11 protein-coding genes are annotated in these 12,201 nt (G+C 58.3%); 2 read left to right on the top strand and 9 right to left on the bottom strand.

Going from position 1 to position 12,201, the window contains the following annotated elements; genetic code table 11:
- Position 1: 1 nt before the first annotated feature.
- Positions 2–622 (top strand): energy-coupling factor transporter transmembrane protein EcfT, encoded by a 621-nt coding sequence (locus tag QP324_RS01490; RefSeq protein ID WP_284814105.1) that lies wholly within the window; start codon positions 2–4, stop codon positions 620–622.
- Between the two features lie 78 nt (positions 623–700).
- On the opposite strand, the gene QP324_RS01485 is transcribed toward QP324_RS01490, so the two are convergent.
- From QP324_RS01485 to pgsA, 4 genes are all read right to left on the bottom strand, one after another.
- A complete protein-coding gene (locus QP324_RS01485) occupies positions 701–1,561 on the bottom strand; it encodes a PspA/IM30 family protein (RefSeq protein WP_005325125.1) in 861 nt (286 codons plus the stop codon).
- Between the two features lie 181 nt (positions 1,562–1,742).
- Positions 1,743–2,105, bottom strand: coding sequence for a helix-turn-helix domain-containing protein (locus QP324_RS01480; protein WP_284814103.1), 363 nt, complete (start codon positions 2,103–2,105; stop codon positions 1,743–1,745).
- Positions 2,106–2,131: 26 nt separating this feature from the next.
- Positions 2,132–2,629 (bottom strand): CinA family protein, encoded by a 498-nt coding sequence (locus tag QP324_RS01475; RefSeq protein ID WP_239277517.1) that lies wholly within the window; start codon positions 2,627–2,629, stop codon positions 2,132–2,134.
- 7 nt (positions 2,630–2,636) lie between these two features.
- Entirely contained in the window at positions 2,637–3,221 is a 585-nt protein-coding gene (gene pgsA / locus QP324_RS01470; protein ID WP_239277515.1) for a CDP-diacylglycerol--glycerol-3-phosphate 3-phosphatidyltransferase, read from the bottom strand.
- A gap of 59 nt (positions 3,222–3,280) precedes the next feature.
- On the opposite strand from pgsA, the gene QP324_RS01465 reads away from it, so the two are divergent.
- The gene (locus QP324_RS01465) at positions 3,281–3,568 is read left to right on the top strand and encodes a YciI family protein (protein WP_284814102.1); all 288 of its coding nucleotides are present in this window, start codon (positions 3,281–3,283) and stop codon (positions 3,566–3,568) included.
- Here the strand turns inward: QP324_RS01465 and QP324_RS01460 are convergent.
- The 5 genes from QP324_RS01460 to dapA all read right to left on the bottom strand — a co-directional run bounded on the left by QP324_RS01460 (position 3,565) and on the right by dapA (position 12,156).
- Positions 3,565–4,686 carry a TerC family protein gene (locus QP324_RS01460; RefSeq protein WP_284814100.1) on the bottom strand — a complete coding sequence of 374 codons (1,122 nt, stop codon included), beginning with the start codon at positions 4,684–4,686 and terminating at the stop codon, positions 3,565–3,567. The genes QP324_RS01465 and QP324_RS01460 overlap by 4 nt on opposite strands.
- A gap of 169 nt (positions 4,687–4,855) precedes the next feature.
- A complete protein-coding gene (locus tag QP324_RS01455; protein WP_284814098.1) occupies positions 4,856–8,269 on the bottom strand; it encodes a DNA translocase FtsK in 3,414 nt (1,137 codons plus the stop codon).
- Between the two features lie 131 nt (positions 8,270–8,400).
- On the bottom strand, positions 8,401–9,036 hold the full coding sequence (locus tag QP324_RS01450) for a TIGR03085 family metal-binding protein (protein WP_284814096.1): 636 nt from the start codon (positions 9,034–9,036) through the stop codon (positions 8,401–8,403).
- 58 nt (positions 9,037–9,094) lie between these two features.
- Positions 9,095–11,245: a ribonuclease J gene (locus QP324_RS01445; RefSeq protein ID WP_284814094.1), complete on the bottom strand. Its 2,151-nt coding sequence runs from the start codon at positions 11,243–11,245 to the stop codon at positions 9,095–9,097.
- Between the two features lie 2 nt (positions 11,246–11,247).
- Positions 11,248–12,156 (bottom strand): 4-hydroxy-tetrahydrodipicolinate synthase, encoded by a 909-nt coding sequence (gene dapA / locus QP324_RS01440; protein WP_284814092.1) that lies wholly within the window; start codon positions 12,154–12,156, stop codon positions 11,248–11,250.
- Positions 12,157–12,201 lie beyond the last annotated feature (45 nt).

Genomic DNA, 12,201 nt, shown 5'->3' with positions numbered 1-12,201 from the left:
TATGCAACGACGCTCGAATCTCCCACTTTCCGTCTATGTTGATGGCACCAGCTTTGTTCATCGCATCAAACCTAGCTGGAAGATCGCATTCCTCTTAGTCTTTATCCTGGTCACCAGCATCTTTTTCAAGTCCATTCCGTGGGCAGCAGGCGGCGTCATTTTTGTCGTCTTTCTCTATGCTTGCGCCCGGATTCCATTGGGCATTGCCTGGAGTCAGATCTGGCCGCCCCTCTTTTTCCTAGTCCCCTTGGCAGGCTTTCAATGGTGGGCAAAGGACTTCGACTATGCGGCGGTGATGTTCCTCAATGTCTTCGCCGCTATGATGGCTGCCTTCCTGCTCACGCTGACCTCCACGGTCGATGAGATCATGGAGTCGCTGGAAGAGTCGCTGCAGCCCCTAAAGCGACTCGGAATACCGGTAGAAAACATCAGCTTGGCTATGTCACTGACTATTCGTCTCATCCCGTTGATGTTTGAAACCGTCTATGAAGTCCTAGATGCCCGCAAAGCGCGCGGTGCCGGGATGTCCCCGCTCGCATTTGGCACCCCGGTTATCATTCGCTCCATCCGGCGAGCGCGCGCCATGGGTGAGGCTTTGCAGGCCCGCGGCGTCGGCGACTAGCAGCAAAAGTTATCGCCTCCCTTGCACCACCACATGATGGCCGAGGGAGGCGATAATTATTTAGAAGACAGTCGGGGATTACTCCCCACGCAGCTCACGCAGACGGGCCTGCACAGCATCGTTGTTGGCACTGCCGGGCTGAGCAGCGTTGTCGGCAGCAGAGCCGGACGCTTTATTGCCCTCAATGGCCTGGGCCTTATTGCCTTCCACGGACTTAGAAGAGTTCATTTCACTGCGAATCTGCTCCAAGCGGGAATGACCGGCCATCTGAATACCAGCTTGTTGTACCTCGGCCATGCGGTTTTCCACGGAGTTCTCAGCAAGCTCAGCCTGGCCGAGTGCCTTGGAGTAACGGCGCTCAATCTTATCGCGCACAGCATCCAGAGACGGCGTATTGCCATTGGCAGTCAGCTCGTTCATGGAGTTCAAAGACTCAGAGACCTTTTCCTGCATCTTTGCCTGCTCCAGCTGGGAAAGCAGCTTGGAACGCTCATTGACCTTTTCGCGCAGCGCGGCGTTATTACGCTGAACCGCATTCTTGGCCTTTTCTGCCTGCTGTAGTGCCTGGTCGTGCAGCTTCTTGGTATCCTCCACGGACTCCTCAGCCGTAACCAGCTGGGCGGCGAAGGCCTCGGCCGCGTTCTCATACTCCACGGCCTTATTTTCATCGCCCTTGGCACGGGCCTGATCAGCCAATTCCAAAGCCTGGCGGGCATTGCCCTGCAGCTTTTCTACCTCTGCCAAACGGCGGTTAAGCTGCATTTCCAGCTGACGCTGGTTACCAATCACGGCGGCCGCCTGCTGAGACAGCTCCTGGTGCTGGCGCTGAGCATCTTCAATAGCCTGCTCGATTTGCACCTTTGGATCGGCGTTTTCCTCGATCTTATTATCGAAGAGAGCCATTAGGTACTTCCAGCCCTTAACAAATGGGTTCGCCATGGTGTGCTTCAACCTTTCTAGGTTAAAAATGTGCGTAATGTTCTGCTGTTTATACTAGCGAAGCGCTGTTTCCACCGCTTGTACTCCCCGCGGTCGCGGGCGCTTGCCGACGCCCCTTAACCACCACAGCCGACCTTTCTCGCAAGAGAATAGGCCGGCTGTTGACATAGACCGCTGTGGGCTAAAGCTCTGATGCGGCAGGTGCCGTATGGGCAAGCTCCTCATCCATGGAGGGCAGGGCCATGTAACCGGCCGCTTCAATCAATACGTCCGAGACTGAGCAATCCAGCGCGTGGCACACGGACGCAAGAAGCTCAGAGGAGACCTCCTTGCGGCCGCGTTCAAGTTCCGAAAGGTAACCCGGCGATACGCGGGCTACCCCGGCCAATTCGCGCAGGGTTACCCCTTTGTCCGCGCGGAAGGCGCGCAGCGTCAACCCAAGAGCCTCACGCAAAAGGGGCTCAGGGGTACGAGCAGTGGCGGGCGCCGCTGGTGCAACAGTGCCGTTTACCGGGTGTTCGAGGACTGCAGTAGAAGTGTTCATCACTATGGTCAACGCTCCTTGTCTCGTTATTGTTCCCGCAGTGCCGGATTTTCTTCCACAGTTGAGCCCAGGAGCCGCAAGGCGGCTGCGACCGTGGCCTCTCTGATTTCGTTTCGCTCTTTCCCCAACCCGGACAGCTGCTGCGAAAAACTGACTCCGCTAGGAGAAAAAATTCCGATATAAACCGTGCCCGCCGGCTTGCCTTCCTGTAGGTCTGGTCCCGCCACCCCGGTAAGGCCTATCCCCCAGTCCGCGGCGGTTTCTGCCACCGCCGCGCGCGCCATTGCAAGGGCGGTCTCCCCAGAAACCACACCGGCTGCTTCGATATCGGCTACCGGTTGGTGCAAAAAGTGGGATTTCACCTCGGTGGCATATGTTACAAGCCCTCCGCGCAACACAGCCGAAGCTCCAGGGACGGAAGCCACCGTGGCGCTGGCCAACCCAGCAGTAAGTGACTCACAAAAGGACAAAGTTTCGCCGCGCTCGGTGAGTTCAGATACGAGGCGGGCCGCCATGGAGCTCATGAACTACCTAGCTATTCTGCTTCTTGCCGTCGATGAGGTACTGAACGCCGGTAACCACGGTCACCACTGCAGCCAAGAGCATCACCAGGAAAGTAGGAACGTTCATCCACTCCGGCAAGGGCCACAGATACAGCCCTACTGCCAAGGATTGCAATACAGTCTTCAGCTTGCCGCCCTTCGAAGCAGGAACGACCTTGCCGCGGCGCAACAAAACCATACGCCAGATGGTGATACCGAACTCACGGATGAGAATGACCACGGTAATCCACACTGGCAGTACCCCAATGATGTTGAGGCACACCAATGCGGTAGTCATAAGCGCTTTATCCGCGATGGGATCAGCGATTTTGCCAAAATTGGTGATAAGGCCACGGGCACGTGCGATGTCCCCGTCGAGCTTATCTGTCAGCATTAGGGCCGCAAATAGGCCAAAAGCCCACCAGTCATGGCCGGCAATCACCAGCCATGCGAAAACCGGAATGAAAAGAATGCGCAGGCTGGTGAGAATATTTGGCAGGTTCCAATTGGATACCTGTGGATTCACATCCGAGGATTGCGCTGACTGTGTTCCGGGTTGATTCACGTTATACATACTACCTGTTAGCACCAAGCACCTGCGCTTGGATGCCCCTGCATTTTAAAATGCGAAGCATGAAGTATTTTGCTGTTAGCTACGACTACAACCCCAATAATCCTGAGATTGCTAAGGCTCGCCCCGCGCACCGCGAGTTTACCGCGCAACTTTTTGAGGAGGGCACCATCATTGCCACAGGCCCCTTGACGGATTCCAAGGGCGGCGCACTCATCATCGTGGGGCTTGCCGACGACGCCGTGGTCGCCGACGCCATCGCCCTCATGGACCAAGACCCCTTCTACCAAGCCGGCTGCATCACTGGCCGCAGCTTCCGCGAATGGAGTCCCGTCAACGCCCGCTTCTAGTGTGGTAGCTCTTCCTTGGGCAGGTCTTTGGCCTTGCCCAAGAATTCGCCCCTCTTGTTCCGGACGATCTTATTGCCTTCCTCGTCCCAGTCGAAGTGATTGTGCGATACCGGCACTCCGCCTTGGTTCTCATCGCGTTTACTTTTAATAATCGAGGCGATAACCGTAATGACTAGGACGCCCACGATCACAATAAGAGAGGTGATAGTGGAAAATTCTGGGATGGACTCCACATTCTCGCCGCCGTTTACAAACGGCAAGTTATTCTCATGCAGCGCATGGAACATGAGCTTTACACCGATGAAGCCCAAGATGATGCCCAAACCATAGGGCAGGTACACCAAGCGATCCAGCAGGCCATCCAGCAGGAAGTACATCTGGCGCAATCCCATGAGGGAGAAGGCATTGGTGGTAAAGACCAAGAACGCTTCCGAGGTAATGCCGTAAATGGCCGGAATGGAGTCGAAGGCAAACATCACGTCGATAAGGCCAATGGACACCAACGCGATAAATAGCGGGGTGAACGCGAATTTCCGCTTGCCCGAAGAATCTTCCACGCGGTGCGTGAGCTTATCCCCGTGGTAGCGCGGGGTGACGTGGACTACCTTGCGGATCAGCTTGATGATGCCCATGTCATTGGGATCGGTTTCGGGGGCGTCCCGAATCTCGTCGACGATGAGCTTGATCGCTGTGTAGATGAGGAAAATCGCGAACAGGTAGAAGATATCGGACCATGCCGCGATGACCGCAGCACCCAAAAGGATAAACACCAGGCGGCATGCCAAGGCAATAACGATACCGATAAGCAATACCTTCTGCTGGTACTTACGCGGGATCTTGAAGGCACCCATGATAAGCGCGAAAACAAAGAGGTTATCTACGGATAGCGCTTTCTCTGTCACGTAACCCGTGAGGTATTGGATGCCGTGCTCGTGGTCCCATATGGCCCACACTCCGGCACCAAAAAGTAAAGCGATACCGACATAGAATAGGGTCCAAAACCCGGATTCCTTCAGCGTCGGCTCGTGCGGGGTGCGCACGTGGGAGTAGAAATCAAAAACAAAGAATCCAAGAATGACGACGATGGAAATCGCCCAGATCCACAATGGCACATGCATTGGTACATCCCTCCGGTCGAAGATACAACAAAGTGACCGGAGGTCTCCCCCGCCCGGCTAGATAACTGCAGCCGGGCCGGCACGACCGGGAGCGTAACGCTTCCGTGCTGACGATCGATGCCGAAGGATGGGGTACTCCCCTCCAAGACCCGTCCAACCTTACACGATCTTAGAAGGCACCTGCCGAAGGGTTATACGTCGCCTGAACGGTACGGGTATCGCCGTCATCGCCCTGCGGGGAAGAATCGGAGCTTGGAGAAGAGTCGGCATCGGAAGTAGCGGCAGCTTCCTCCTGCTCCTGCTGCTGCATCTCCTCCTGAATCTCCTTCGGGGCTTCGGCAGGATCGGCGCCCTTAATCATCCAGATGATGGTATCGAGCTCTTCCGGCTTCACTAGGACCTCGCGGGCCTTGGAGCCCTCGGACGGTCCGACGACGCCACGAGATTCCATCAGGTCCATGAGGCGGCCGGCCTTGGCAAAACCGATGCGCAGCTTACGCTGCAACATCGAGGTCGAGCCCAACTGGGCGGTGACCACCAGCTCGACGGCCTCGAGGAGGTCGTCCATGTCCTTGCCAATTTCCTCATCGATTTCCTGCTTGGCCTCGGATTGCTTCTCTTCAGTCACGCCCTCGGTATAGTTCGGCGCTGCCTGCGACTTGGCGGCATCGACAACCGCCATGACTTCATCATCCGAGACGAATGCGCCCTGCATACGCACAGGACGCTTGCCCTGCGGAATGAAGAGGCCATCGCCCATACCAATGAGCTTTTCCGCGCCGCCCTGATCCAAGATAACGCGGGAGTCCGTCAGTGAGGACGTCGCAAAGGCCAAGCGTGAAGGCACGTTGGTCTTAATCAGACCGGTCACCACGTCAACGGACGGGCGCTGGGTTGCCAGCACCAGGTGAATTCCGGCGGCACGCGCCTTCTGGGTGATGCGGACGATGGAGTCCTCAATCTCCTTTGGCGCGGTCATCATCAGGTCCGCCAGCTCGTCAACGACACAGACGATGTACGGGTACGGGCGTACCTCGCGCTCGGATCCTGCCGGTGCCTGGTATTCGCCGGAGATCACCTTGCGGTTATAGTCCTCAATCTTGCGCACGCGAGCAGCCTTCATATCCATGTATCGCTGCTCCATCTCCTCCACCAGCCACTGCAGGGCTGCTGCGGCCTTTTTCGGCTGGGTAATGATGGGCGTGATCAAGTGCGGAATGCCCTCGTACGGGGTAAGTTCCACCATCTTCGGGTCCACCAAGATGAGGCGAACCTGCTCAGGGGTGGCTCGGGTAAGCAGCGAGACCAACATGGAGTTAACGAAAGCGGACTTACCGGAACCGGTAGCGCCGGCGACCAGCAAGTGCGGCATCTTTTGCACCGAGAACGAGGTGTATTCGCCTTCGATGTCCTTGCCCAAACCGATGAGCATGGGATCCGGTGAGCTGGTCATGCTTGGCGCATCAAGCACCTCGCGCAGGTGCACCATCTCGCGGTCTGGGTTCGGAACCTCAATGCCGACGGCCGACTTGCCGGGGATGGGAGTGAGCAAGCGTAGATTATCCGTGGCCACGGCGTAGGCCAGATTGGACTGCAGGTTCGTAATCTTCGATACCTTGACGCCTGGTCCTAGCTCGATTTCATAACGGGTCACTGTTGGGCCACGGCTAAAGCCGGTTACCTGGGCATCGACCTTGAACTCTTCGAAGACATCGGTGATGGCCTCGATGATGCGGTCATTAATCTCCGTGCGCTCCTTGGCCGGAGTGCCCGGGGTCAGCAGGTCTGTGGTGGGAACCGCGTAGTTCTCATTGCCAAACTGCGCGGACGGCGCAGGAGCAGCAGAAGTACCCGTTTCCCCTGCGGCCTCGGTCGCAGGCTCGGTGGAGTCCACCTGTGCACCGGTCGTAGCGTCGCGTCCGGAGCGCTCGCGGAAGAGTTGGCGGGCCTTCTCGTGCGCGGACGATACTGCATCAGCGCCTCCTTCCACCGCGGATCCAGCAGCGCCTGCAGCTGCACCGGCTGCTGCAGCGCCAGCGGCACCGGCAGCACCCGCAGCAGCAGTCTTTGCTGCGCCACTTGCTGCTCCCGCAGCACCCGCGGCGCCCGCAGCCGCACCAGCGGCCGAGCCAATTGCGTTACCGGCGGCGGTGCCAGCATCAGCACCCGCTGCCGTAGCCGATCGAGCAGAAGGAGAAGTGGAACGTTGACGAGTAGTGCCCAGCACTCGAGTTGGTTCCGGATCCCCGGAGTCCGGTTGTGCCGTCGACGACGCAGCGGCGTCGTCCACTACCGGGATCTCATCGGTATCGCCAATGTCACGAGAGACCGGCTTTTCAGCCGCGTTAGACACGGACTGGAACCCGCCACGCGTTGGTGCACTAAAGGCGCGGGTGGCCTGTTCCTCCTCTGCTGCAGCAGGGGAATCCACCGGATAAGAAGAACCACGCGGGGCGGGGTCTTCAGAGGGGCGTCGGAAAGCGCGCAGGCTTCCACCACGCTCAGAGGAACGACGCTTGGCCACAGGTCGTGCTGGGCGCTCGCTGCGCTCACGGCCTTCCGCGATGTCATCAATATCGCCAGTCACGTGGCCGTAGAGGTCATCGCCCTCTTCGTCGTAATAGTCTTCATCCGTACCACCAAAGCGGGAGAAGGCCGCAGCTATGGCATCAGCCACCAACTCATAGGCCTCGCGGATAGTAATGCCGGTGACTAACAAGGCGCCGTAAATAATGACGAGGAAAAGCAACGGCACTGCGACGAAAGAGGTAAAGGCCGTCTCCAGAAGGCCGCCGATGGCGTAGCCGATTACACCGCCAGCACCACCGGCGCTGTCCGGGGTAAAGCCAAGCTCAGGGGTGCCAGCAAAGATGTGGATCAAGCTGAGCATGGCAAGGACGATGATGCTGATACCGCCCACAATGCGCGGCTTAAAGTGCCCCGCTGGGCCGGAGATATCCATCATCAAGGAAATGGCCAAGGCCACCAGTGCCACCGGCAGCACCCAGGCGCCTGCACCAATGACATAGCGGACGATATTGCCCACCCAGGCGCCAACCTGGCCAGCAACGCCAAACCAGACGGTAGCAGCGAGCACGATGGCAATGCCGATGAGAACGAGTGCCACCGCATCAGGATTTTTCACCTGAATACCGCGTGATTCTTCCTCGCTTGCTTCCATCGTAGAAAGCTCTTCTTCCGCGGCTACATCGCGCGCCCGAGTAACCTTGCTCTTCTTCTTTTTCTCCCCGCGTGCAGAAATTTCTTCCGGCTCCCTCGTCGTCTCGTACTCCTCGGTGTCATATACGTCTTCGCTGGGCTTGAGCCCGGCCACGCCATGGCTTACACCCCGCGCCATATTTCCCATGCCGCGGGCCGTGGCACTAAAGGCAACGCCCAAGCCCTTGCCGACGGCCCGGAACGCACTACCCGTACGCTCCTGCGAGGTCGCCGCCGCGCGCCGATGCGAAGACGTCATAGCCAAGGTTTCCGGCATGCCAGCACCGGACCGGCTGCGGCCCGACGGCCGGGAACGATTCGACTTTCGGCGCGTTCCGCGCGAAGAGGCATTTTTGACAGACATGCCTCTACTCTAACCGGGCTACCCCACAAATCACATTAGCCACACGCGTTTCCCTAGCACCTGCCCCCTTTAAACTGTCGGCACACACGTCACGCGCGGCCCACGACATAAAAGTGATAGCTAAATCAATATTAAAGGCTTGACCTTACGATAGCTTTGGCATTACCTTCTACCGTCACTTCAGCAGCATCACGCCCGAAGGACCAGAGGATGAGCTCGCCCACCTCGCCCGAAACGCGGACCACGGCATCGCCCTTATCCGCCACGCCATGGGTATCTGCGGCAACGATTCGCGGCAATCCTTCCGGCTGCACAATGACCGGACGTTCAGATTTGCGCAGAGCCAACTTGGCCAAGGGCTTTAGGTAGCCATGCATCTGCTGCTTGATGCGCGCCGAAAAGTCGCGTGGGCCCATGCCATTAGCCCGGCGAATATCCTCGTGGTGAACAAAGTGCTCCACAAAGTTTTGCTGTGCATCCACGAACCGGACGGGGTTATAGGCAGCAGGTCCCCTCCCCCAGTCATCAACCAACTCATCAAAGTCGCGTTCGGCTACCTTGCGTGATTCCTCTTCCAGCCGGCCGGAAAATGCTTTAACGAAGATGCCGGCGGCTGCATCTGGGCGATTTTCCCGCACCCACAAATGTACGGCTAGGTCGCGGGTTGTCCAGCCCTCGCACAAGGTTGGGGCATCGGGACCAAGCTTATGAAATAGCGCTACCATCTTGGCGCGCTCAGCAGAAGAAAACGACATAAGCCCCAGCATACCGAGCTAGCTGGCATGCTGGGGCTTGCTTTCGCTTAGCGCGAGGAACCCGCGCTATTTACAGGGACTCACGAGAAGCGTCAACGTCTTCTTCATCGGTAACCAAAGGGCCGGAGTTGGTCGGCACGATGGTCGGAAGGATAACCGGCTCGCGCTTGTACTTGGAATCCATGAGCTTGGATACCTTACGGCGCAGCTTCTGCACCATGCGATAGGTATCGTTCTCCCCTTCAGCGGCGAGATCGTTCATGGTGTTTTCCACCATCTCCGCAACCTCCGGCACGATGCCGCGGTCATCATCGGAGAAGCCGGTGGTAGATACCGTTGGGTGCTCCAGCAGGCGCGAGGTGCGGTTATCAATCACACAGGTGATAGAAACCACGCCGCCGGTACCCAGGTTGGTGCGATCAGCCAAGGTATCAGCGTCCACATCACCCATGGATACGCCGTCGACGTACAGGTTACCCACCTGCATCTGGCCTACGACCTCGGCGCGCCCCTTGCGCAGGTCCACGACGACGCCGTTTTGTGCCAGCACCGTACGGTCGCGGTCCACACCGGTGGAGATAGCCAGTTCCTTATTGGCGCGCAGGTGGCGCCACTCGCCGTGCACCGGCATCGCGTTGCGCGGGCGCGCTGCGTTGTACAGGAAGAGGAGCTCGCCAGCGTAACCGTGACCGGAAGCGTGGACCTTTACGTCCTGGTTGGTAATAACGTTGGCACCGATCTGGGACAACATGTTGATGACGCCGTAAACGGCCTCCTCGTTACCCGGAATGAGCGAGGAAGAGAAGATGATGGTATCGCCATCGCGGACGGTAATCTGACGGTGTTCGCGGCGGGCCATACGCGACAGTGCGGCCATGGGCTCACCCTGCGTACCGGTGGTAATCAGCATGGTCTTATGCGGAGCCATCTTGGCGGCCTCATCGATGGGGATGATGGTGCCGCGTGGAACCTTCAAGAAGCCCATCTTCTCCGCGATTTCCATGTTGCGCATCATCGAACGGCCATTGAAAGCCACCTTGCGGCCGTTGGCCACAGCGGCGTCGATAGCGGCCTGGACACGGTAAACGTTGGAGGCAAAGGACGCCAAGATTACGCGCTGCTTAGCGCCGGCGACGAGCCGCTTGAAGTTGGCAGGAATATCACCCTCAGATGCCGAAACACCGGGGACGGTTGCGTTGGTGGAATCACACAGCATGAGGTCAACACCCTCATCACCATAGCGGGACAGGGCTGGGAGGTCCGTTGGACGGTTATCCAGCGGGGTCTGGTCCAGCTTGATGTCACCGGTGTGGATGATATTGCCGGCTGGGGTTCCCAGCATGATGCCCAAGGCATCCGGCACGGAGTGGTTGACGGCCCAGAAGCGTACGCGGAACGGACCGTAGGTTACGTCCGACTTTTCATTAACCTCGACGAACTTCGGCTTCTGGCGGTGCTCCTTACACTTTGCAGCAATAAGCGCGATGGTGAAGCGGGAAGCAACGATGGGAATATCCGGACGCAGCTTAAGCAGCCACGGGATAGCGCCGATGTGGTCCTCGTGCGCGTGAGTAACGACGAGGGCCTTGACCTTGTGGATCTTCTTCTCAATCGGGCCAAAGTCAGGCAGGATGAGGTCCACGCCTGGCTCACCAGAGGATGGGAAGAGCACACCACAGTCGATGATGATGAGGTCATCACCGTACTCGAAGACGGTCATATTACGGCCGATCTCCGAAATACCGCCCAGAGCGTAAATACGCAGGGCATCCTTCGGCTGCTTCGGTGGCTCCGGCAGGCGCTTGGTCAGATCCGCGCCCTGCATAGACTTGGGCACGTTGCGGCGGCCACGGTTATTGCGGCCGCGGCCCTTACCATTGCCGTTCTTTCCGTTGCCATTGCCGTTCTTGCCGCCGTGGTTATTGTTTCCACCGTGGTTATTGCCATTGCCGTTGCCGTTTCCACCACGGCCACGGCCGCGGCTGCCACGGGAACGGGAGCGACGATTGTTGCTGCCGCCATCATTGTTGTTGTCGGAAGAATTCTTCTTGCCAGAATTGCCTTTGTCGCCCTTCGCGGAATTATCCTGTGCGGAATTGCCCGCATCAGTTGCTGGGGCTTGGAAAACTGGCGAAGCCGCCTCGTTGGAGGCGGTTTCGTTTTCCGCCGGTGGGCCCGCCTTGCGGGTCACCTTGCGGGAACGGTTACGGGGTTCATTCATTCTTAGAGGACTCCAGATTGTTCCAGATCACGGCGAAGTACCTCGCGTTCCTCCTCGCTCGCAGCGGTGACAGGAAGACGGGTATCGCCAACTTCGATGCCCTGCAGGCGCAGGGCTTCCTTTGCAAACGTCGCTCCGCCCAACCGAGCTTGTGCATGGGTGAGCGGAAGGAGCGTAGTGACATTGATTTCTCGGGCGCGGGCCATATCGCCCGCGTCGAAAGCTTCATAAAGTTCTACCAAGGCACGCGGTGCAACATGGCCGATGACGGAGATGAAACCAGAAGCGCCGAGGGAAAGCCACGGCAGGTTAATCGGATCATCACCGGAATACCAGGCCAAACCGGTTTCTTGGATGAGTTCTGCGGCCGCAGGAAGGTCGCCCTTGGCGTCCTTTACGGCTTGGATGGTCGGCAAATCCGCAAGGCGGCGGAGGGTATCCGGCGCCACTGGGATGCCCGAGCGGCCAGGGATGTCATAGACACAGATCGGCAGATCCGTGGCTTGCGCGACTGCGGCAAAGTGCTCGTAAACGCCCTTTTGAGATGGCTTGGAGTAGTACGGAGTTACCACCAGCAAGCTGTCTGCCCCCGCGTCAGCGGTGGTCTGAGCCAACTTAATGGAGGTTGCGGTGTCATTCGTTCCGGCACCGGCGCAAAGCTTTGCGCGATCTCCTACTTCTTCCTTTACGGCTTTGAGCAGCTCCAGCTTCTCTTCAACTGAAGTGGTCGGTGATTCGCCGGTGGTTCCACCTAGGATGAGCGAATCAACGCCATTGTCAACGAGATGAGCTGCTAGGCGACGACCTGCTGCAACGTCCAGCGCACCGTCACGGTCAAACGGGGTGACCATGGCGACGCCGATGCGTCCAAAGGTGTCGACGCCAGTCTTTGCTGTCATACCTGTGCTCATAGCCGTCAAGATTACCCTTTTGGCTTGCAATTAGCCGCATCGGGG

The sequence above is a fragment of the Corynebacterium sp. UMB0012 genome (assembly GCF_030216265.1).
In the GTDB taxonomy this organism is placed as follows: Bacteria; Actinomycetota; Actinomycetes; order Mycobacteriales; family Mycobacteriaceae; genus Corynebacterium.
The sequence above is the reverse complement of the archived record's forward strand: the minus strand, read 5'-3'. Positions and strand labels throughout refer to the sequence as shown.

Coding starts and splice junctions, on each gene's coding strand:
- QP324_RS01490 (WP_284814105.1), top strand. CDS start 2: ATGCAACGACGCTCGAATCTCCCACTTTCCGTCTATGTTGATGGCACC.
- QP324_RS01485 (WP_005325125.1), bottom strand. CDS start 1,561: ATGGCGAACCCATTTGTTAAGGGCTGGAAGTACCTAATGGCTCTCTTC.
- QP324_RS01480 (WP_284814103.1), bottom strand. CDS start 2,105: ATGAACACTTCTACTGCAGTCCTCGAACACCCGGTAAACGGCACTGTT.
- QP324_RS01475 (WP_239277517.1), bottom strand. CDS start 2,629: ATGAGCTCCATGGCGGCCCGCCTCGTATCTGAACTCACCGAGCGCGGC.
- pgsA (WP_239277515.1), bottom strand. CDS start 3,221: ATGTATAACGTGAATCAACCCGGAACACAGTCAGCGCAATCCTCGGAT.
- QP324_RS01465 (WP_284814102.1), top strand. CDS start 3,281: ATGAAGTATTTTGCTGTTAGCTACGACTACAACCCCAATAATCCTGAG.
- QP324_RS01460 (WP_284814100.1), bottom strand. CDS start 4,686: ATGCATGTGCCATTGTGGATCTGGGCGATTTCCATCGTCGTCATTCTT.
- QP324_RS01455 (WP_284814098.1), bottom strand. CDS start 8,269: ATGTCTGTCAAAAATGCCTCTTCGCGCGGAACGCGCCGAAAGTCGAAT.
- QP324_RS01450 (WP_284814096.1), bottom strand. CDS start 9,036: ATGCTGGGGCTTATGTCGTTTTCTTCTGCTGAGCGCGCCAAGATGGTA.
- QP324_RS01445 (WP_284814094.1), bottom strand. CDS start 11,245: ATGAATGAACCCCGTAACCGTTCCCGCAAGGTGACCCGCAAGGCGGGC.
- dapA (WP_284814092.1), bottom strand. CDS start 12,156: ATGAGCACAGGTATGACAGCAAAGACTGGCGTCGACACCTTTGGACGC.